The organism is Curtobacterium sp. MCPF17_047, from assembly GCF_003234045.1.
In the GTDB taxonomy this organism is placed as follows: domain Bacteria; phylum Actinomycetota; class Actinomycetes; order Actinomycetales; family Microbacteriaceae; genus Curtobacterium.
Genome location: NZ_QKSF01000015.1, coordinates 13,478 through 34,081 on the forward strand (window position 1 = coordinate 13,478; position 20,604 = coordinate 34,081).

Here is a 20,604-nt window from a genome sequence, read left to right on the forward strand (position 1 = left end):
TCGGTCGGTCAGTCCGAGGTCGCGGACGGGCTCTCCGACGACGAGCTGCTCGGCGTCGGGGTCGGGGTGGACTCGGTGCTGCCGGCGGCCCCGACCACGAACGTGCGGAACTCGTCGTTCGTCGACGCGGTCGTGTACTGGTACTGCTGACCGTTGACGAGCACCAGCGGGGTCCCCGGGAAGGTCGTCAGGTCGGAGCCGGGGATGTCCCCACCGGTCACCGCGGTGGTGCGCTCGTCGACCCACTTGCCGTAGCGCTGGTCGTCGATGCAGGACTCGATCGTGGAGCCGTGCCGGACACCCGGGACGCTCGTGATCACCGAGGCGAGCTGCTCGTCCGTCAGGCCCGGTGTGCCCTCTTCCGGCTGCTTCGCGAACAGGGCCTTGTTCACGGCGAAGAACGAGTCGGGCGACTCCTGCGCCACGCAGGCCGCCGCGTTCGCCGCACGGAGCGAGTACTTCGTGCCCTGCGAACGGTTCGACAGGATCGCGACGGGGTGGATGTCGATCGTCGCGGCCCCCGAGTCGACCAGGCCCTCGATGTACTCGCTGTTCGTCGACTCGAACGCGCCGCAGATCGGGCAGAGGTAGTCGACGTACAGGGTGATCCGCACGGGGTCCGCCGAAGCGGTCTCCCCCGCGGACGGCCCGCTCGACACGGCGCCCGGCTCGACGGCCTTCAGACCGGTGCTGATGGTGATGCCGCCGTCGGCCATCGTGTCCGGGCCGGGGCCGGCGGGACGCGAGGAGTTCACGAGGACGAGCGTCACGATGGTGGCGGCGGCGACGAGCACCACGCCGAGTCCGATCTGCAGCCCCAGTCGAGCACCACGCTGGCGGCGCTTCTGCTGGGCTCGGGTGCGCTGGGCTCGCTCGCGGGCAGCGGCACGACGAGCGTTCCGTTCGGCACGAGCGGCACCGGCGCGGTCCTCGCGAGCGCCGTCGTCACGAGCACGGTCATCGCGAGCACGGTCACCGCGAGCATCGTCGTCACGAGCGCGGTCGTCACCTTCAGGGCGGTTGGTCATCGTGCGGCTGTCCTCCTGGTCGGTGTCCGCTCGGCCTCCCCCCGGTCGGCGGACGGACCCGCCGATTGTAGTGGCGGCCGATGGGAACCAGCCAACCAGCAGGGAACGCCCCGGTGACCGGCAGCTGCGCACTGGCGCCGGTCCGCGAACTCGTGTTGTATGAGCAGCGATGGTCGACGGCGACCATCCGCCGGCCCTCGCGGGTCGTCGCTTCACTACGGATCGTCCGGCACGTACCTGCCGGTGGAGAGGACCGAACGCTCATGGCGTCCGTCACCTATGACAAGGCAACCCGTCTGTACCCCGGAGGCAACCGCCCCGCGGTGGACTCCCTCGACCTGGACGTCGCCGACGGCGAGTTCCTCGTCCTCGTCGGCCCCTCGGGCTGTGGCAAGTCCACGTCCCTGCGCATGCTCGCCGGCCTCGAAGAGGTGAACTCCGGCGCCATCCGCATCGGCGACCGCGACGTCACCGACGTCCCGCCGAAGGACCGCGACATCGCGATGGTGTTCCAGAACTACGCGCTGTACCCGCACATGACCGTCGCCGAGAACATGGGCTTCGCGCTCAAGATCGCCGGCATCGGCAAGGAAGAGCGCGCCACCCGCGTGCAGGAGGCCGCCAAGCTGCTCGACCTCGAGCAGTACCTCGGCCGCAAGCCGAAGGCGCTCTCCGGTGGTCAGCGTCAGCGCGTCGCGATGGGCCGCGCGATCGTCCGTCAGCCGCAGGTGTTCCTCATGGACGAGCCGCTGTCGAACCTCGACGCCAAGCTCCGCGTCCAGACCCGTACCCAGATCGCGTCGCTCCAGCGTCGTCTCGGCGTCACGACCGTCTACGTCACGCACGACCAGACCGAGGCGCTCACCATGGGCGACCGCATCGCGGTCCTCAAGGACGGCATCCTGCAGCAGGTCGGCACCCCGCGCGACCTGTACGAGAAGCCGAACAACGTGTTCGTCGCCGGCTTCATCGGTTCGCCCGCGATGAACCTGCTGCCGGCCTCCGTGGTCGAGGGTGGCATCACCTTCGGGTCGCTCAACCACCCGATCGACCGCGACACCCTGTCGAACGCCCGCTCGGGTGCCGTCACGGTGGGTGTCCGCCCCGAGGACATCATCGTGTCCCAGTCCGGTGAGGGCTTGCCCGTCACGGTCGACGTCGTCGAAGAGCTCGGCGCCGACGGCTACCTCTACGGCCACGCCGACGTGAACGGCACGCGCACCGACATCGTCACGCGCGTCGACGGTCGCAACCACCCCTCGATCGGTGACACGATCGTCGTGAGCCCGAAGCAGGGTCACGTGCACGTGTTCGACGCCGAGTCGGGCGAGCGCCTCGACGACAAGGCCGTCATCAGCGCCTGATCCGCACCACCGGGAGCCCGCCAGCCGCCGCACCAGGCGGGTGGCGGGCTCCCGCCGTTCCCCCTGCGGGACGGGAGGCGCGGGTGCGGGCCCGCACCGCGCCTCCCGTCCCGCAGACCCACCGCCGAGCACCTGAGGACCCGTCGTGCCCGACTCCATGACCATCACCGCCGCCACCGTCGACCCCGGCCTGCTCGACCTGCCGTGGGACCTGCCCCTCGAGGCCTGGCCGGACGAGACGATCGTCGCGCTGCCGAAGGGCATCTCACGGCACCTGGTGCGGTTCGTGCACCTGAGCGGGTACGTCGTCGCGGTCAAGGAGACCAGCGCCGAACTGGCCCGGTCCGAGTACGACATGCTCCGCACCCTGCAGCGGATGGACGTGCCCTGCGTCGACCCGGTCGCGGTCATCACGAACCGCGTCGGTCGTGAGGGTGAGGCCCTCCAGCCCGTCCTCGTCACCCGGCACCTGCGTTTCTCGCTCCCCTACCGCGCCCTGTACTCGCAGACGCTGCGACCCGACACCGCCACGCGGCTCGTCGACGCGCTCGCGCTCCTGCTCGTCCGCCTGCACGTCATCGGCTTCTACTGGGGTGACGTCTCGCTGTCGAACACGCTGTTCCGGCGGGACGCCGGCTCGTTCGCGGCCTACCTGGTCGACGCCGAGACCGGCAAGCTCTACCCGGGCGGCCTGTCGAACGGGCAGCGTGAGAACGACCTGGAGGTCGCCCGCGTCAACATCGCCGGGGAGCTGCTGGACCTCGAGGCCGGCGGACGGCTCGACGAGAACGCCGATCCGGTCGACGTGTCGAACCGGATCGTGGCCCAGTACCGCACCCTCTGGACCGAGCTCACCGGCCCCGAGCAGTTCGACGCCGGCGAGCGCTGGCGGATCAACGACCGGGTCGAACGCTTGAACGCGCTCGGCTTCGACATCGAGGAGTTGTCGATCCGCACGGCCGAGGCCGGCGCCCAGGTCCGCATCCAGCCGAAGGTCGTCGACGCCGGGCACCACCAGCGCCGACTGCTGCGCCTGACCGGGCTCGACGCCGAGGAGAACCAGGCCCGACGACTGCTCAACGACCTGGACGCCTACCGGGCGCGGAACGGCCGCGAGGAGCTCGACGAGGAGATGGTCGCGCACGAGTGGGTCTCGCGCGTGTTCGAGCCCGTCGTCCGTGCGATCCCCCGGGACCTGCGTGGGCGACTCGAACCGGCCGAGGTGTTCCACGAGCTGCTCGAGCACCGGTGGTTCATGTCCCAGCAGGAGGAGCGTTCGGTCTCACTTCCGGAGGCCACCACCGCGTACATCAACGACGTGCTGCGGCACCGCCGGGACGAGCGCACGCTGATCAACCCGCCGACATCGTCGATCGCGCTGCCCCTGGACGACGACGAGGACGACGTCGACGACTGGCGCGCGTCCGTCTGAGTCGCGGTCGCACGACGTGCCGCCGGTGCAGCGCCGAGGTCGCAGAACGTGCCGCCTGCCGACCGGAGAGACGACAGAACGTGCGACGTCGGCACGCGGCCGTCTCGGGCGAGCCCGAGGTCGCGAGACATGGCGAGCGCTCGCTGCCGAGGTCGCAGAACCTGCCGCCTCCCGGCCCGCTGGGCGGCAGGACGTGCGACTTCGGCGACGGGTTCGCGGGCGACGGCACCGGCAGACGGGCAGACGAACGGGAGGCCCGGTGCCGGTCTCGTGGACCGGCACCGGGCCTCCCGGGTGTCGTCTGGTGCGCGCTACGCGGAGCGACGGCGCCGCGCGACCTCCCACAGGGTGACGCTCGCGGCGATGCCGGCGTTGAGCGACTCGGTCGCGCTGGAGATCGGGATCGACACGATCGCGTCACACGTCTCGGTGACCAGGCGGGACAGGCCCTTGCCCTCGGAACCGACGACGATGACGATCGGCCGGTCGGCGAGTGCCAGGGCGTCGAGCTCGACGTCACCGTCCCCGTCGAGTCCGAGCACGAACAGGCCCATCGACTTCAGCGACTTGAGCGTCTGCGTCAGGTTCGGAGCCATCGCGACGGGCGTGCGCGCAGCGGCCCCGGCGGAGGTCTTCCACGCCGACGCGGTCACACCGACCGAGCGACGCTGCGGCACGATGACACCGTGCCCGCCGAACGCCGCCGTGGAGCGGATGATCGCTCCGAGGTTGCGCGGGTCGGTGATGCCGTCGAGGGCCACGAGGAGCGGCACCTGGTCGCGGGAGAACGCCCGCTCGACCAGGTCCTCGGACACGGCGTACTCGTACGCCGGCACCTTGAGCGCGACGCCCTGGTGCACGCTGTCGTGCCCGGTGATGCGGTCGAGCTCCGGGCGCATGATCTCCATGATCGGCACACCGCGGTGGTTGGCGAGCGTCAGGATCTCCTTGACGCGGTCGTCGACCTCGATGCGGGCGGCGACGTAGAGCGTCGTCGACGGCGTCTTCGTGCGGAGCGCCTCGAGCACGGAGTTGCGTCCGGTCACGAGCTCGCTGTCATCGGTCTTCCGCGCCGGCGGACGACCGCCGGTGCGGGTCTGCGGCGCCGAGGCACTGCTGCCACCGCGACGCGTGCGGGCCGCCTCGAAGCGCTCCTTGGCGGCCTTGCGCTTGCCGGCCGGGTGGTACGGGCGGTCCTCGGCCTTCGGGGTCGGCTTGCGACCCTCGAGCGCCTGGGCACCCTGGCCGCCGGAGCCGACCTGCTTGTTGCCCTTGCGGCCGGCACGGACAGCGCCCGGACGACCCTTCTTGCTCCCCGAGACGTTCTTCATGCAGTTCTCCTGTTCGGCACTGCCGTGTTCAGGCGATGCTCCAGCGTGTTCCGGACGGTGTGTCCTCGATCGTGATGCCCGCGCCTGCGAGATCGTCCCGGACGCGGTCGGCCGTGGCGAAGTCCCGTGCGGCCCTGGCGTCGGCGCGCTCCTGTACGAGGCGTTCGACGAGGGCGGCGAGCGGTGCTGCGGAGGTGTCGTGCGCACCACCCGACCAGTGCGGTGCACGCGGGTCGATGCCGAGCACCTCGACCATCGCAGCCACCTGATGGTACGCGACCCCGAGCGCTTCCGCATCGTCGGCGTCGAGAGCGGCGTTGCCGGACCGGACGGTCTCGTGCAGCACCGCCAGCGCCTGGGGTACCGCGAGGTCGTCGTCCATGGCGTCGGCGAACCCCTGCGGAACGGCCGGAGCGTCGCTCAGCCGGACCCCTTCGAGACGCGTGGCGGCCCGTGACAGGAAGCCGTCGATGCGGTCGAGTGCGGCTTCGGCCTCGGCCAGGGACCCGTCGTGGTGGTCGATCGTCGATCGGTAGTGCGCGGCGCCGAGGAAGTAGCGGACGACGACCGGACGTGCGGACTCGAGGAAGTCGGCGGCGAAGATCGAGTTGCCGAGCGACTTCGACATCTTCTGCCCCCCGACGGTCACGAGTCCGTTGTGCAACCAGTGCGACGCGAAGGCGTCCCCGGCAGCGGTCGACTGCGCCAGTTCGTTCTCGTGGTGCGGGAAGCGGAGGTCGAGGCCACCGCCGTGGATGTCGAACGCGGGCCCGAGGTAGCGCCGGGACATCGCGGAGCACTCGATGTGCCACCCGGGACGGCCCGCACCCCACGGGGAGTCCCAGCTCGCGGTCGAGGGCTCCCCCGCCTTGCTGCCCTTCCAGAGTGCGAAGTCCCGGGCATCACGCTTGCCCCGGGGATCGGCATCGGTGGCGTCGACCATGTCGTCACGTCGCTGTCGGGTGAGCGCGCCGTACTCCGGCCAGCTCGCGGTGTCGAAGTACACGTCACCACTGCCGTCGGCGGCCGGGTACGCGTGCCCGCGCTCGATGAGCCGCGTGATGATGTCCTGCATCTGCGGGATGCTCGCGGTCGCGCGGGGCTCGTACGTCGGCGGCAGGATGCCGAGTGCCGTGTACGCGGCGGTGAACTCGAGCTCGACGCGGTACGCCCGAGCCCACCACGGTTCGTCGGTGCCCGCGGCCAGGTCGAGGACCTTGTCGTCGATGTCCGTGACGTTCCGCACCAGGGTCACGCGGTACCCGCGGTGGCTCAGCCAGCGACGCCAGATGTCGTAGACCAGCGCGGACCGGAGGTGCCCGATGTGCGGCGACGACTGCACCGTCGGGCCGCAGACGTAGATGCTGACCTGTCCGTCGACCAGGGGCATGAGGTCGACGACGTCGGCAGCGCGGGAGTCGTACAGGCGAACGGTCACGCGACAAGCCTAGAGGGCCGCACCCGCGGTGACACGGGGCCACCCGGCGCCTGTGGAGAACGGGCCGACGGTCTCAGAGCGCGGGCGCGACGGCACCGGCGGACCGGACGACTGCCGTCGCGATCGCGCAGAGCCCCTCACCCCGCCCGGTGAAGCCCAGGCCGTCGGTCGTCGTCCCGGACACCGCCACGGGAGCGCCGACCGCGGTGGCCAGGGCGTCCTGCATCTCGTCACGACGGGCACCGATGCGCGGGCGGTTGCCGATCACCTGGACGGTGACGCGGACGGGCTCGAGTCCGGCACCCTGCAGGAGCGCGACGGCACCGCGCACGAAGACGTCCCCGGCGGCGCCGGCGAAGACCGGGTCGGCGGTGCCGAACCTGCTGCCGATGTCCCCGAGGCCACCGGCCGAGAGCAGGGCGTCGCACACCGCATGGGCGACGGCGTCCCCGTCGCTGTGCCCGGAGAGCCCGGGCTCGCCGGGGAAGTCGAGCATGCCCACACGGCACGGCACGGCGGGGTCGAAGGCGTGCACGTCGACACCCAACCCGACCCGTACGTCGGACCCGACCGGGACGTCCGAACCCGCCCGCCCGTCGAGCGTGCGGGCGGCCGCTCGTTCGGCGACGACGGCCTCGGCCCGACCGAGGTCCCACCGCGTGGTGATCTTGAACGCGTCCGCGTCGCCCGGCACGGTGCGGACGACACCGCCGGCTGCCTGGAACACCCCGGCGTCGTCGGTCTCGGCCCGCTCCGCGACGGCGTACGCCCGACGGAGTGCCGCGAGCGGGAAGCCCTGCGGCGTCTGCACCCCGACCAGTGCCGAACGATCGACGGTCTCGACGACGACGTCGCCGGCGACGCGCTTCACGGTGTCGGTGACCGGCAGCGCCGGCACCACGCCGACACCACCCTGCGCCGGCCCGTCCACCGAGCCGCCGGCGACCGCGGCGAAGACCCGCTCGAACTGCGACGCCGGCGTGAGGCACCGCGCTGCGTCGTGCACGAGCACGGTCTCGACGGAGTCCGGCAGCACGGCCAGCCCGGCCTGGACCGACGCGTGGCGATCCGCGCCTCCCGGCACGACCGACGTGAACGCCGCAGCCGCACCGGCCACGTCGGCGACGAGGGCACGGCACTCGTCCATCCGGTCGGACGGTGCGACGACGACCACGAGGGTCGGCTCTCCGAGGGTCAGGACGGTCCGCAACGCGCGGACCAGCATGCGCTCCCCGGCGACGGGGACGAACGCCTTCGCGGTGCCGATGCCGAGACGGGTGCCGGACCCTGCCGCAACGACGACGACCGCACGGGCTGCCAGAGCTGGGCTCTGCGCCGGTGCGGTCGTCGTGTCGTTCGTGGTGGTGCTCAAGCGGGCGTCAGGACGCGAGGACCTCGTCGAGGACGGTCGATGCCTTGTCCTCGTCGGTCTTCTCGGCCAGGGCCAGCTCGGAGATGAGGATCTGGCGCGCCTTGGCCAGCATCCGCTTCTCACCCGCGGAGAGGCCGCGGTCCTGATCGCGGCGCCACAGGTCGCGGACGACCTCGGACACCTTGATGACGTCACCCGAAGCGAGCTTCTCGAGGTTCGCCTTGTAGCGACGCGACCAGTTGGTGGGCTCTTCGGTGAACGGTGCCCGGAGGACCTCGAACACCTTGTCGAGCCCTTCCTTGCCGATCACGTCGCGGACGCCGACCAGGTCGACGTTGTCCGCCGGGACCTCGATCGTCAGGTCACCCTGCGTCACCCGAAGCTTCAGGTAGACCTTTTCCTCGCCCTTGATGACGCGAGTCTTGACTTCAGAGATGGTTGCCGCCCCGTGATGGGGGTAGACGACGGTCTCGCCGACCTCGAATTGCATGTATCAGGCTCCGTTCCCAGACATCCAGTTTACCACAGGGGACGTTCGGGTAAGGGGGGCCTGACCCCGACGGCCTGCGCGGGACCCGCCCGGGCGCTGCCCACCCTGACCTCCGACCCGACCGGGGCCTGGGTAGGATGATCGCCAGGACCGCTCGGTCCACCATCGTGAACTTCCGGAGGAACCTCTTGCGAGCTCGGGTACTCGTGTCCGTCGCCGTCGCTGCGACCATCGCGTTCGGTGCGAGCGGCTGCGAGTTCTTGTCGCCGTCCCGCACCCAGGAGATCCGTCAGATCACCGACGGTGTCGATGTGTCCACCGGCACGATCGACGTGCGGAACGCCCTGCTCATCTCCGACAGCGGGAAGGACGCCCGGTTCGTCGGGACGCTGGTCAACACCGGCGACGACGACCGCACCGTCACGCTCGAGGTGGACGGCGACGACCAGACCGTCGAGGTCGCCGGCAACTCGACGACCGTCCTCGCGGACGACGGCGAGCACGACACGGTCGACTTCGACGACGTCAGCGTGAAGCCCGGCTCGCTCGTGAAGATGTACTTCTCCTACGACGGTGCCGAGGGCGCCTCGGCCACGGTGCCGGTCCTGACGAGCGGGCAGGAGCAGTACCAGACGCTCGCGCCGAGCCCCACCCCGACGTCGACGCCGACCTCGCCGTCGAACAGCGGTAGCGAGCCGACCGGCGGCGCCTCGGCTCCGGGCACGCAGAGCGGCTCGCAGACGGACTCCTCCGAAGGCGACAACGGCACGAACTGACCGCGGCGCGCCGTGCACGACGGCACGGTGCAGCAGCGCCCGACGGGAGGCCCGGGGCCGGTTCCGATGAACCGGCCCCGGGCCTCCCGTCCGTCTGCCCGCCGGTGGCGGCTACGCCTCGATGCGGTACCCGAGCCCGCGGACGGTGACGAGGACCTCCGGCGTGCTCGGGACGCGCTCGATCTTCGAGCGGATCCGCTTGATGTGCACGTCCAGCGTCTTCGTGTCGCCGAAGTAGTCCGAGCCCCAGACCCGGTCGATGAGCTGCCCACGGGTGAGCACGCGACCGGCGTTGCGGAGCAGCAGCTCGAGGAGCTCGAACTCCTTGAGCGGCATCGGCGTCTCGGACCCGTCGACCGAGACCGTGTGCCGCTCGACGTCCATCCGGATCCCGCCGACCTGCAGGATGCCCATGTCCCCCGGGTCATCCTCGGTCCGGCGGCGGAGCACCGCACGGATGCGCGCGAGCAGCTCACGCGTCGAGTACGGCTTCGTCACGTAGTCGTCGGCGCCGAGCTCCAGCCCGACGACGATGTCCACCTCGGAGTCCTTCGCGGTGAGCATGATGATCGGGACGTTCGAACGGGTGCGGATCTGCCGGCAGACCTCGGTGCCGGACAGACCCGGCAGCATCAGGTCCAGCAGGACGAGGTCCGGGTTCTCGGAGTCGAACTTCGACAGGGCGGTGACGCCGTCGGCCGCGACGGCGGTCTCGTACCCCTCCCGCTGCAGCAGGAACTCCAGGGGCTCGCTCAGTGCCGGCTCGTCGTCGACGATGAGGATCTTGGTCACGATGGCTGCTCTTCCATTTGCTCTTCGAGTGCTGTGGTCAGTTCGGGGTCGGCTTCGGGGATGCGGATCGTGAAGGTCGAACCCTTGCCGGGCTGCGACCAGACGCGGACGTCGCCGCCGTGGTTGCTGACGATGTGCTTCACGATCGCCAGACCGAGTCCCGTGCCGCCGGTGGCACGGGAGCGGGCCGGGTCGACGCGGTAGAACCGTTCGAACACGCGGTCGAGGTCGGCCTCCGGGATGCCGACGCCCTGGTCGGTGATCGCGATCTCCACGAAGCCCTTGGTGCCGCGGACGCCGACGCCGACGCGGGTGTTGTCCGGGGAGTACTTCACCGCGTTCGCGATGAGGTTCGACACCGCCACCTGGAGCAGGCCCGGGTCCCCCATCACGCGCAGCTTCGACTTCTTCGCACGGATCAACTCGATGCCCCGGGCGCGTGCGACGACCTCGTTGCCGTCGATCGCGGCCTGCACGACCTTGTCGATCCCGGTCTCCTCGCTGGCCTCGAGCGCGTCGACGGACTGCAGCCGGGACAGCTCGATGATGTCCTTCGTCAGCGCACCCAGTCGTTCCGACTCGGTGACGAGCTGTGCGGCGAACTTCCGGACGTGCGCCGGGTCGTCGGCTGCGATGACGAGGGTCTCGGACAGCAGGCCGATGGCACCGATCGGGGTCTTGAGCTCGTGCGAGATGTTGGCGACGAAGTCACGCCTGACCTCGTCGATGCGCCGACTCTCGGTCAGGTCGTCCGCCGTGACGAGCACGTACCGGTTGCCGAGCTGCGCCGCGCGGAAGCTGAGGTAGCCCATCACGTCACCCCGACCGCCGCGGGGCAGTTCGAGGTCCTCGGCGCCCATCTCCCCGCTGCGCCGGACCCGGTCGACCAGGGCCGCCAGCTCGTCGTGCACGAGCTTCCGACGCACCACCAGACCGACCGCCAGCGCCTGCGGCGACGCGGCGACGACGGTGTTCGAGGGGTCCACCACCACGGCCGGGTTGTGCATGGTGGCGATCACGGCGGCGACCCCGTCCGGCAGGCTCCGCTCCGCCACGTCGGCTGCACGTGCCGTGCGCTCGGCGGTGATGATCAGCACCACGACGCCCGCGCCGAACACACCGCCGAGGAGCATCGACAGTGGCACGAGCCACGCGTTGTCCATGCCGCCAGTGTAGGAGTGGTCACACGCGGTTCGGACGCCGTTCACGCCCCGGAGCAGGCCGGATCGCGAACCGTTCAGCCGCAGGTCACCGACCGTTCACCTGGGCTGACGACACTCGTCCGGTACGCAGAGAGAGGCCCTCCCCCATGCGCGAAGTGTTCCAGCAGGAGCTCCAGGACGTCCAAGAGCGTCTGACCGAGATCGCCGGGCTCGTCGAGTCCGCCATCACCCGAGCCACCGAGGCGTTCAGCGAGTCGGACGTGGCCCTCGCGGAGGAGGTCATCGCCGACGACGCGAAGATCGACGCCGCCGCGTCCGCCCTGGACGAGGTCGCCATCGACATCCTCGCCCGCCAGGCTCCCGTCGCCCGCGACCTCCGGGTCGTCGTCACCGCCCTGCGGGTCAGCTCGTCGCTCGAGCGGATGGGCGACATGGCCGAGCACATCGCGCAGCTCGCACGTCAGCGCTTCCCCGAGAAGGTCGTCCCGAAGGGCCTGCGCGGCACCTTCAAGCAGATGGGCGCACATGACGTCGCGATGTCGCAGAAGCTCACGCGCCTGCTCGCGACCGAGGACATCGCCCTGGCCGCCGAGATCCGTGACGAGGACGACGCCGTGGACGAGCTGCACGCCAGCGTCTTCGACTTCGTGCTCGGCGAGGCGTGGAAGGGCGGGCCGGTCGACACGGTCGACGCCACCCTGGCCTCCCGGTACCACGAGCGGTTCGCCGACCACGCGGTCTCGATCGCGAAGAAGGTCGAGTACCTGGCGACCGGCGACTGGGCCGGCGCGGCCAACGTCACGACGTCCCCGGCCTGAGGCCGGACGCGGTTCCGACCCGCGGTCGGTTCCGACCCGCGGTCGGTTCCGCGACACGCAACGTGGGCGGTTGCCCGCAGCGGTACTCCGTTGCGGGTGGCCGCCCACGTTGCGTGTTGCGGGGTCGAGACCTGGGAGGATCGGAGCATGGCCCAGGTCGCGATCATCGTCAACGGCATGCCCGGTTCCGGCAAGAGCACGGTGGGCGCCGCCCTCGCCGAGGTGCTCGGCTGTCCCTTCCTGTCGAAGGACCGGGTGAAGGAACCACTGGCCGACATCGCCGGACCCATGATCCCCTCGCGCATGCTCGGCGGGATCGCCATGGACACGGTCTGGGCGATGGCCGGAGCGGTCGAGAACGGGGTCGTCGTCGACGCCGTCCTGCTGCCGGCGCGTGACCGGGCCTTCCTGGAGGCCGGACTCACCGCCGCCGGGTCGCCGCGCGTCGTCGAGGTGTGGTGCGACGTCGACCGTGTGACCGCCGAGGAACGACTCCGCGACCGGTACGAGCCCGGCACGCTGCCGACGCGGCACGAGGTGCACGGGGACCTCGCGGAGATCCTGGCGTTCTGGGACGAGCACGAGGCGTCCGCCGCTCCGGTCGGCGTCGACCCCGTCGTGCGGATCGACACCGCTCGGCCGTACGACGTCGGCGTCCTGGTGCAGGAGATCGCGTCGCACTTCGCGTGACGACGACGGCCCCGCCCGGAGGGGACGGGGCCGTCGTGTCGCGCCGCGCTGCTGTTACTTCTTGGCGCCCTGGGCAGCGACCGCAGCCGCACCGGCCGCGGCGGCCTCGGGGTCGAGGTAGTACGCCGGCTTGGTCGGCCGGAAGTCGTCGTCGAGTTCGTACACGAGCGGGATGCCCGTCGGGATGTTGAGACCGGCGATGTCGTCGTCGGAGATGCCGTCGAGGTGCTTCACGAGTGCCCGCAGCGAGTTGCCGTGCGCCGTGACCAGGACGGTCTTTCCCGCGCCGAGGTCCTTCGTGATGTCCGACTCCCAGTACGGCAGCAACCGGTCGATGACGAGCTTCAGCGACTCGGTCCGGGGCAGCTCGTCGCCGAGGTCCGCGTAGCGACGGTCACCGTGCTGCGACCACTCGGCGTCGTCCGCGATGGGGGGCGGCGGGACGTCGAACGAGCGGCGCCACTCCATGAACTGCTGCTCGCCGTACTGTTCGAGCGTCTGGGCCTTGTCCTTGCCCTGCAGGTCGCCGTAGTGCCGCTCGTTGAGGCGCCAGTCGCGCTTGACCGGCAGCCAGGCCAGGTCGGCCTCGAGCAGGGCGATGTCGGCCGTCTGGATCGCCCGGGTCAGCAGCGAGGTGTACAGGACGTCGGGGACGATGCCGGACTCGGCGATGAGACTGCCGGCCCGCTTCGCCTCCTTCTCACCCAGCTCGGAGAGCCGGACGTCGACCCAACCGGTGAACAGGTTCTTCTGGTTCCAGTCACTGTTGCCGTGACGGAGCAGGACGAGCGTGGAGGTCATGCGCCCGAGTCTACCGAGCAGTGGTCCACCCGTACCCTGGTCCCATGCCCGGGAACTCCTCGCCGATCGGCACCGTCACCCGCGGGACGACCGGGCACAACCGGCTCCGCAGGGTGGACCGGTGGATCGCGGCCCTTCCGGTCCTCCGGCGCACCGACGACCCCCTCGTCGCGGACGTCGGCTACGGCGCGAGCCCGACCACGACGCTGGAGCTCCGCGACCGGTTGGCCCGGGTCCGACCCGACGTCGAGGTCACCGGGATCGAGATCGAGCCGTCGCGGGTCGCCCTCGCGAACGCCGGCACCCGCGACGGGGTGACGTTCCGGCTCGGCGGCTTCGAGACGCCGACGCCGGGCGGCCGACGACCCGCGGTCATCCGGGCCTTCAACGTCCTGCGGCAGTACGACGAGTCCGCCGTCGTCGGGTCCTGGCGGATCATGCAGGACCGGCTGCAACCCGGCGGGCAGCTCGTCGAGGGCACCTGCAACGAGGTCGGTCGGGTCGCCTCGTGGGTCACGCTCGACCGGGAGGCCCCGCACACCTTCACGGTCGCCCTGCGTCTGGCGGGCCTCGACGTCCCGAGCATCGTCGCGGAGCGGCTGCCGAAGGCGCTCATCCACCGCAACGTCCCCGGCGAGCGGGTGCACGGGTTCCTCCGCGACCTCGACCTGGCGTGGGCGGTCGCGGCACCGCTCGGCACGTACGGCCCGCGGCAGCGCTGGATCGCAGCCGTGCGGGGCATGCGTGACCGCGGCTGGCCGGTCCTGCACGGCACGAGCCGCTGGCGACTCGGCGAACTGAGCGTCCCCTGGTCCGCGGTCGCTCCCGCCTGACGCGCCCGCTCCGGCGGTCCACATCCCGGCCGGCCGGGAGGCTCGGCTGGACACCGGTGTTCGTCGAACGCACCGCGGACGGTCGCGACGCGACGGACGAACACCGGTGCCGTGCAGCGATCACCAGCCGGCGAGCGCCACGGCCACGGGGTCAGCCGCGGCGGACGGCCCCGAGGCGTGGCAGGCGCGGGACGTCGGCCGTCGCGCCGGCGCCCGGCGGGACGATGACCTGCTGCGCTGCGGTCACGACGACGTCGTCGGCGGTCAGGGACAGCACGGCCGCCGGGTCCAGGGACCGCTTGACGACCGCCAGCCCGATCGGCCCGAGCTCGTGGTGCGTGGCCGACGCCACGAGCCGCCCGACCTCGGTGTCGTCCAGCGTCACGGGCGTGCCCGGTGCGGGAACGACGCCGTCGGAGCCATCGAGGTGCAGCATCACCAGGCGCCGCGGCGGACGTCCGAGGTTGTGCACCTTCGCGACCGTCTCCTGTCCGCGGTAGCAGCCCTTCGACAGGTGCACGGCGGAACGGAGCCAGTCGAGTTCGTGCGGGATCGTCCGCTCGTCCACGTCGGACAGCGACGGACGCCAGGCGGCGATCCGCAGGGCCTCCAGCGCCAGGAGACCCGCGGCGGGCACGTCCGACGCGGCCACCTGGGCAGCGGTGTCGGGGGTGACCACGGCGATGCGGAGGGTCCAGTCGGTGCCGGGGTGGGCCTCCAGGTCGGCGTAGCCCCACCCACCGGGCGTGACGGACGACCACGGATCGACCCAGGTGACCAGCGGCGACGCACCGTGCAGCGGGTCGGCTCCGTCGAACCACCCGAGCGTCGTGAACTCGGCCGAACGGTCGGTGACCTCCACCCGCAGCATGAACCGCATCGAGGACAGCCAGGCGGCGAGCGGCTCGGCGTCCTCCGGCTCGGTGAGGAGCCAGGCGGTCTCGCCGTCGTCGACGACCCGCGCGGCGTGCTCCACCCGACCGGAGGCGTCGAGCACCAGCGTCTCGGTGCTCACCCCCGGTGCCAGGCCGAGCAGCAGCTGGGACGTGATCGAGTTCAGCCAGGACAGCCGGTCCGGACCCGACACCGTGACGACGCCGAGTCCGAGTTCCACGACCGCGCGACCGCGGGCGAGCAGACGCTGCTCGCCGAGCGGGTTGCCGAAGTGGGCCGCGGGCCCGGCAGCGGAGGCGACGAACCCGTCACGCACAGCGAACGGCGAGGCCATCAGTCGACCTTCGCGAGCTGCCCCGAGGCGTGCGAGGTGAGTTCACGGCCGAGGGCGGCGATGTCCCACGCCCAGAAGAGCTTGCCCTCGACCAGGCCGTACATGCGGGTGGCGGCCGAGTACTCCTTGGCGTTGGCGGAGCGCATCACCGCGTCGGTCGCCAGGTCGATGCGACCCTGCTTGACGCGGCCCACGTAGAGCTCGTTGACGCCCGTCGGGTGGATGATCGCCGCTTCGACGTCGAAGCCGTTCGTCTGGTTGCGCAGGGTCTCGACACTCTGCGTGGTCGAGAACGGCACCGGGCCGTCACCGAGCAGCAACGCGGGACCCCGGTCACCCGGTTCGGAGGGACGGTCGAGCCGCCAGTAGCCCATCTCGGCAGCGAGCGGCGTGTGGTCGTCGTCGAGCAGCCACGTCGTCGACGAGTAGTTGAGGTACGGCAGACCGTCGTGGCTGAAGCTCACGCGCTGCCCGAACTCGTACGTCCGGACGTCGTCGTCCTCACCCACGGGGTACTCGACGACGCCGGTGCCTTCCCAGACGCCGACCAGCCACGACAGCGGGACGAGTTCGGCGGAGAGGCCCTCGGGGAGTTCGATCACCGCTGGCCCTTGAAGAGCTTGACGACGACGGTCACCGAGATGAAGGCGATCGCGAGCGACGCCAGGCCCAGCAGGCCCACGTAGAAGAGCTCGAGCGCAAGCAGCGAATCCATGCCGGAAGTCTACGCGGCCCGGACCGAGAAGCCAGGGACCTCAGCGCACGAGCAGGATCAGCGCCGTCACGAGCACGACCACGAAGGACCCCGACGACGCGATGCTGATCCGCTCCACCAGGCCGTCCTTCGTCTGCGTCGCGAGCTGCAGGACGAAGCTGACGAACACCGCCGCGACGAACACGAGCAGCAGCCAGGCGAACGAGTCCTTCTGCGTCAGGGTCAGGACGAGGACCGCTCCGACGACCGCGAGCAACCACACCGGCACCACCGACGTCAGCCGCAGCCGTCGCTGGCTCGGCACGACCACCGGGTCGGGACCCACGGGGTCCGTCGTCTCACTCACGTCCCCATCATGACAGCCGCGTGCTGCACCGTCCGTCCGGGTCGGTTCCGCGGGCTCACTAGGATGGCGCAACGACGTCATCTGCCTCTGGAGGTCCTGTGGCACAGCTCCTGGTACTCACCTCGGCCGCGCCCGGCGACGTCCTGCCGAGCCTCGGCCTGCTGAGCCACCGGATCCGGCACGTGCCCGCTGAGGCCGCACAGCTCGTCAACGCACCGCAGAGCGACCTGATGTTCGTGGACGCCCGGACCGATCTGGTCAGCGCGAAGGCCCTCTGCAAGATCCTCGCCACGAGCGGCTCGACGACACCCGTCGTGCTGGTGGTGACCGAGGGCGGCCTCACCGCGGTGACCACCGAGTGGAGCATCGACGACGTCGTGCTCGAGTCCGCCGGCCCCGCCGAGGTCGACGCCCGCATCCGCCTCAACGCCGGACGCGCCTCGAAGAACCAGACCGGGTCGAAGATCCAGGCCTCCGGCGTCGTCATCGACGAGGCGAGCTACTCCGCGAAGGTCCGCGGTCGGCCACTCGACCTCACCTTCAAGGAGTTCGAGCTCCTCCGCTTCTTCGCCACCCACCCGGCCCGGGTGTTCACCCGTGAGCAGCTGCTCAGCGAGGTCTGGGGCTACGACTACTTCGGCGGCACCCGCACGGTCGACGTCCACGTCCGACGACTGCGCGCGAAGCTCGGGGACCTCGAGTCCCTCATCGGCACGGTCCGCAACGTCGGGTACCGCTTCAACGTGCACGACGACGACGAACGCTCGCAGGGCCAGTAGTGCTCGCGATCGTCGAACAGCTCGCCGACGCCGCGATCGCGGACGGCGAGGCTCCCCCCTTCTCCGACCAGACCCTCGTCGACCTGCGCGCCGGCCGCGCCCACGTCCTCGGTGACGACACCGGTGTCGCGGTCGTCCGGGACGGTGAGGTCGAGGTCTTCGTCCGCCGGGAGGCCCGGGGTCGCGGCATCGGCACCCGTCTCGTCGAGCAGGTGCTCGCCCTGGCGGACCCGCCGACGCGGGCCTGGGCACACGGTGACCACCCCGCCGCCCGTGCCCTCGCGGCCCGATCGGGATGGTCCGCGGAGCGCACGTTGCTGCAGCTGCGCGCACCCGTGCCGACGACGGCGGCCGACCCGGGCCTCCCGGACGGCTACCGACTCGACGCGTTCCGGGCCGGCTCCCCGCGGGACGAGGCCGACTGGCTGGCGCTGAACGCCGCGGCCTTCGCGTCGCACCCCGAGCAGGGGCGGATGACGCTCGACGACCTGCGCGCCCGCGAGTCCGACGCGTGGTTCTCCGGGGACGACCTGGTCCTGTTGCGTGACGCCGACGGCGAGCTGGCCGGCTCCTGCTGGCTCAAGGTCGAGGACGGGGTCGGCGAGTACTACGCCGTCGCGGTCCGGCCGGACCTGCAGGGCAGGGGGCTCGGCGGGGTCCTCATGCGCGCCGGCGCCGCGCGACTCGTCGACCGTGACCTGCACGCCGTCGCGCTCTACGTCGAGGGCGACAACGCACCCGCGCTGGCGCTCTACCGCCGACAGGGGTTCGTCGACCACACCGTCGACGTCCAGTACGCGGCGCCGACGACCGGCCGGTAACATGGAGCGTCGGTGACGCACCGACGTTCGTGGGTTCGGGGGATCTGTGACGGAGTACGGGCAGCACGCGCAGCGCTCCCAGTACGGCAAGGGGGAGCCGCTCGGCGCGTCCTACCGGCTGGTCGACCTCCTCGGCACCGGCGCGTCCGGCGAGGTCTGGCGGACCGAGCACACCGCGACCGGTGAGCAGTTCGCGGCGAAACTGCTGCGGGCGGAACTCGCTGCCGAACCGGACGTCGTCGAACGGTTCGTCCGCGAACGCTCGGTGCTGTTGGCACTCGACCACCCCTCGATCGTCCGGGTCCGGGACCTCGTCGTCGAGGGCGACCGGCTCGCCATCGTCATGGACCTGGTCGGTGGCGGCTCGGCCCGTGACCTGCTGCTCGCCGTCGGCACGCTGCCGCCGAGCGACGCCCTGACCATCACCGCCGAGACGCTCGACGCCCTGGCCGTCGCGCACGAGCGTGACGTCAGCCACCGGGACGTCAAGCCCGACAACGTCCTGCTCGACCACGAGTGGACGGCCGGCAGCACGGGCGACGTGCGGGTGTCCGACTTCGGGATCGCCTCGGTCGTGGCCGAGCGGGACCGGAAGACCACCGGACTCCTCGGCACGCCGCAGTACATGGCGCCCGAGTCGATCAGCCAGGGGCGCTCCGGTCCCGCCGCGGACGTGTACGGCGCCGGTGTCATGCTCTACGAACTGCTCTCCGGCCGGACGCCGTTCGCCGGCCCGGGCACGGACTTCGCGGTCGCGTACCGGCACGTGACCTCCACCCCGCCGCGACTCGACGTGCCGGACGCGCTCTGGGCCGCGCTGTCGTCCCTGCTGGCGAAGGAGCCCGCTGCCCGCCCGTCCGCGGTCGACGCCGCCGCGACCCTCCGCCGCCTGGCCCGCTCGCTGCGGGACACCCCGGCCCTGGAGCGGGTCGACGACCCGGACGCGTTCGACGAGGTCGAGCGCCCCGCGACGGTCGTGCGTGGTGGGGTCGGTGCTGCGAGCACCGGGACCGCCGTCGCCGAGACCGGCTCCGGCGGTTCCGGTGGTTCTGCGCTCGTGGCTGCCGAGGACGGGGCGGTCGAACCGGGTCCCGACCTCGGACCCGCCGCCTCCCAGACCGTCATCCGACCGTTGGCTCGCCCGGTCCTGCCCGCCGCACCGGCCGAGGTCGAGAGCACCCGACGCCGCTTCACCCGACCCGACTGGTTGACGAACCGGATGCTGCTGCTCGCGATCGTCGGGATCGTGCTGGTCGTCGTGCTCGTCATCGCGGCCGTCGTCTGGCTGCCCGGCGCCGGGAAGAAACGCCCCGGGGGCAGCGCGACCGGAGCGCAGAGTGCCAGTGCCTACCAGCAGGACCGACCACTGCCGACCGGGTTGACCACCACGCGCAAGGCCGTGGTCGACGCCTCGGCCGGCACCGTCGAGCTCTCGATCACCTACGCCGCGCAGACCGCGCCGCTGACCGGGCCCCTGCTCGAGGTGCTGCCGGCCGCGGCGAAGGGCGCCGACTGCCCCGCCGTCACCTGGAGTGGCGAGGGCGTCACGGCGAAGCGGAACCAGCCGTCGCTGACCGGCGTCGACACCGCCTGTGCGTGGAGCCTGTCGGGCGTCGACGTCGAGGCCGGTGGGTCCGTGACCGTGCAGGCGACGGTGCCCGTGGACGCGATCGAGTCGGGGGCAGGGTCCGGCTCGTCTGGGTCCGGGTCCGAGTCCGGGTCCGGGTCCTCTGGCTCCGGTTCTTCGGCGGCCGCCGGTTCCGGGTCGGGTGGCTCGGCGCTGCAGGAGTGGCTCGACGGCGTCGGCGCCGCGACCACCGCCGCCGTGACCGACCAGTCCGTGAGCGGCACCGCGTACCCGGTTCAGCGGTTGCAGGGCATCGACGTCCGCACCCCGGACCGCACGGTCAGCCAGACCGCCCTGCCCGTCACGCTCGTCCCGGTGTGGCCGAGCGGTGCGGACGACCTCAACCCGCTGTACCGCAGCCCGAGCACCGGTCGGCCGTCCGAGATGCTCGTCGACGTCGCCGGCGGAGAGTCCGGCGTCCGGTTCGCTGACGGCTGCTCGGGAGCGTTGGCGGTGTCGTCCGACGGGCTCGTCGTGACCGCACTCTCCGTGGCGCCCACCTGCACGGTGCGGGCCACGGTGGGGAACTTCACGAACCTCGAGAGCGACCCGTTCGGGATCACCACGCGCGACTGACGTCGGTAGCGGGTCCGGCGGCGGGTCTGGCGAGTCCGGCGGCCGGTCCGGCGGGTCCGGCGGCCGGGAGGCGCGTGGCCGTGCCGCCACGCGCCTCCCGTCCGGCGGTCTGCCCCGCGAAAGCGACAGATCAGCGCGGACTGTCGGCGCAGAACTGTCGCTTTCGCACACTGAACCGGCACCC

At 71.4% G+C, this 20,604-nt stretch carries 20 protein-coding genes; 9 read left to right on the forward strand and 11 right to left on the reverse strand.

The window, feature by feature from the left end; translation table 11 throughout:
* Positions 1 to 8: 8 nt before the first annotated feature.
* Positions 9 to 1,028, reverse strand: coding sequence for a thioredoxin domain-containing protein (locus tag DEJ33_RS14235; RefSeq protein ID WP_111195343.1), 1,020 nt, complete (start codon positions 1,026 to 1,028; stop codon positions 9 to 11).
* Between the two features lie 263 nt (positions 1,029 to 1,291).
* On the opposite strand from DEJ33_RS14235, the gene DEJ33_RS14240 reads away from it, so the two are divergent.
* Together DEJ33_RS14240 and DEJ33_RS14245 are read left to right on the forward strand one after the other, a co-directional pair.
* A complete protein-coding gene (locus tag DEJ33_RS14240) occupies positions 1,292 to 2,392 on the forward strand; it encodes an ABC transporter ATP-binding protein (RefSeq protein WP_111078110.1) in 1,101 nt (366 codons plus the stop codon).
* A gap of 145 nt (positions 2,393 to 2,537) precedes the next feature.
* Positions 2,538 to 3,824 (forward strand): DUF4032 domain-containing protein, encoded by a 1,287-nt coding sequence (locus DEJ33_RS14245; protein ID WP_111078112.1) that lies wholly within the window; start codon positions 2,538 to 2,540, stop codon positions 3,822 to 3,824.
* Between the two features lie 311 nt (positions 3,825 to 4,135).
* On the opposite strand, the gene rlmB is transcribed toward DEJ33_RS14245, so the two are convergent.
* The 4 genes from rlmB to DEJ33_RS14265 all read right to left on the reverse strand — a co-directional run bounded on the left by rlmB (position 4,136) and on the right by DEJ33_RS14265 (position 8,455).
* Positions 4,136 to 5,155, reverse strand: a complete 1,020-nt coding sequence (gene rlmB, locus DEJ33_RS14250) for a 23S rRNA (guanosine(2251)-2'-O)-methyltransferase RlmB (protein ID WP_111078114.1) — start codon at positions 5,153 to 5,155, stop codon at positions 4,136 to 4,138.
* 28 nt (positions 5,156 to 5,183) lie between these two features.
* A complete protein-coding gene (gene cysS, locus DEJ33_RS14255) occupies positions 5,184 to 6,593 on the reverse strand; it encodes a cysteine--tRNA ligase (RefSeq protein ID WP_111195344.1) in 1,410 nt (469 codons plus the stop codon).
* Between the two features lie 73 nt (positions 6,594 to 6,666).
* On the reverse strand, positions 6,667 to 7,914 hold the full coding sequence (ispF, locus tag DEJ33_RS14260; RefSeq protein ID WP_258378178.1) for a 2-C-methyl-D-erythritol 2,4-cyclodiphosphate synthase: 1,248 nt from the start codon (positions 7,912 to 7,914) through the stop codon (positions 6,667 to 6,669).
* Positions 7,915 to 7,972: 58 nt separating this feature from the next.
* Positions 7,973 to 8,455, reverse strand: coding sequence for a CarD family transcriptional regulator (locus DEJ33_RS14265; RefSeq protein WP_017888066.1), 483 nt, complete (start codon positions 8,453 to 8,455; stop codon positions 7,973 to 7,975).
* Positions 8,456 to 8,661: 206 nt separating this feature from the next.
* On the opposite strand from DEJ33_RS14265, the gene DEJ33_RS14270 reads away from it, so the two are divergent.
* Complete coding sequence (locus DEJ33_RS14270) at positions 8,662 to 9,231, forward strand: hypothetical protein (protein ID WP_111078118.1); 570 nt, start codon at positions 8,662 to 8,664, stop codon at positions 9,229 to 9,231.
* A gap of 111 nt (positions 9,232 to 9,342) precedes the next feature.
* Here the strand turns inward: DEJ33_RS14270 and DEJ33_RS14275 are convergent, their stop codons facing one another.
* The gene (locus tag DEJ33_RS14275) at positions 9,343 to 10,023 is read right to left on the reverse strand and encodes a response regulator transcription factor (RefSeq protein ID WP_110903429.1); all 681 of its coding nucleotides are present in this window, start codon (positions 10,021 to 10,023) and stop codon (positions 9,343 to 9,345) included.
* Entirely contained in the window at positions 10,020 to 11,186 is a 1,167-nt protein-coding gene (locus DEJ33_RS14280) for a cell wall metabolism sensor histidine kinase WalK (RefSeq protein WP_110903430.1), read from the reverse strand. Before DEJ33_RS14280 ends, DEJ33_RS14275 begins: the two co-directional genes overlap by 4 nt.
* 146 nt (positions 11,187 to 11,332) lie before the next feature.
* Between DEJ33_RS14280 and phoU the strand changes: the two genes are divergently transcribed.
* Both phoU and DEJ33_RS14290 read left to right on the forward strand, forming a co-directional pair.
* Entirely contained in the window at positions 11,333 to 12,004 is a 672-nt protein-coding gene (gene phoU / locus DEJ33_RS14285) for a phosphate signaling complex protein PhoU (protein WP_110903431.1), read from the forward strand.
* 147 nt (positions 12,005 to 12,151) lie between these two features.
* On the forward strand, positions 12,152 to 12,694 hold the full coding sequence (locus DEJ33_RS14290) for an AAA family ATPase (protein WP_111195345.1): 543 nt from the start codon (positions 12,152 to 12,154) through the stop codon (positions 12,692 to 12,694).
* Positions 12,695 to 12,748: 54 nt separating this feature from the next.
* Here DEJ33_RS14290 and DEJ33_RS14295 read toward each other — a convergent pair whose 3' ends face one another.
* Positions 12,749 to 13,495, reverse strand: a complete 747-nt coding sequence (locus DEJ33_RS14295) for a phosphoglyceromutase (RefSeq protein ID WP_110903433.1) — start codon at positions 13,493 to 13,495, stop codon at positions 12,749 to 12,751.
* 44 nt (positions 13,496 to 13,539) lie between these two features.
* On the opposite strand from DEJ33_RS14295, the gene DEJ33_RS14300 reads away from it, so the two are divergent.
* On the forward strand, positions 13,540 to 14,328 hold the full coding sequence (locus DEJ33_RS14300) for a class I SAM-dependent methyltransferase (RefSeq protein ID WP_111195346.1): 789 nt from the start codon (positions 13,540 to 13,542) through the stop codon (positions 14,326 to 14,328).
* A 151-nt stretch (positions 14,329 to 14,479) separates the two neighbouring features.
* Here DEJ33_RS14300 and DEJ33_RS14305 read toward each other — a convergent pair whose 3' ends face one another.
* The 3 genes from DEJ33_RS14305 to DEJ33_RS14315 form a co-directional block, all read right to left on the reverse strand.
* Positions 14,480 to 15,556, reverse strand: coding sequence for a folate-binding protein YgfZ (locus DEJ33_RS14305; RefSeq protein WP_111195347.1), 1,077 nt, complete (start codon positions 15,554 to 15,556; stop codon positions 14,480 to 14,482).
* The gene (locus DEJ33_RS14310; RefSeq protein WP_110903436.1) at positions 15,556 to 16,158 is read right to left on the reverse strand and encodes an FABP family protein; all 603 of its coding nucleotides are present in this window, start codon (positions 16,156 to 16,158) and stop codon (positions 15,556 to 15,558) included. Before DEJ33_RS14310 ends, DEJ33_RS14305 begins: the two co-directional genes overlap by 1 nt.
* 153 nt (positions 16,159 to 16,311) lie before the next feature.
* Complete coding sequence (locus tag DEJ33_RS14315; protein ID WP_110903437.1) at positions 16,312 to 16,617, reverse strand: hypothetical protein; 306 nt, start codon at positions 16,615 to 16,617, stop codon at positions 16,312 to 16,314.
* Between the two features lie 98 nt (positions 16,618 to 16,715).
* Here DEJ33_RS14315 and DEJ33_RS14320 point away from each other — a divergent pair, with 98 nt between their 5' ends.
* The 3 genes from DEJ33_RS14320 to DEJ33_RS14330 are packed head-to-tail and all read left to right on the forward strand — an operon-like array spanning position 16,716 to position 20,420.
* Positions 16,716 to 17,396 carry a response regulator transcription factor gene (locus DEJ33_RS14320; protein WP_111195348.1) on the forward strand — a complete coding sequence of 227 codons (681 nt, stop codon included), beginning with the start codon at positions 16,716 to 16,718 and terminating at the stop codon, positions 17,394 to 17,396.
* The gene (gene mshD, locus DEJ33_RS14325) at positions 17,396 to 18,217 is read left to right on the forward strand and encodes a mycothiol synthase (RefSeq protein ID WP_110903439.1); all 822 of its coding nucleotides are present in this window, start codon (positions 17,396 to 17,398) and stop codon (positions 18,215 to 18,217) included. Before DEJ33_RS14320 ends, mshD begins: the two co-directional genes overlap by 1 nt.
* A gap of 46 nt (positions 18,218 to 18,263) precedes the next feature.
* On the forward strand, positions 18,264 to 20,420 hold the full coding sequence (locus DEJ33_RS14330) for a serine/threonine-protein kinase (protein ID WP_111195349.1): 2,157 nt from the start codon (positions 18,264 to 18,266) through the stop codon (positions 20,418 to 20,420).
* Positions 20,421 to 20,604 lie beyond the last annotated feature (184 nt).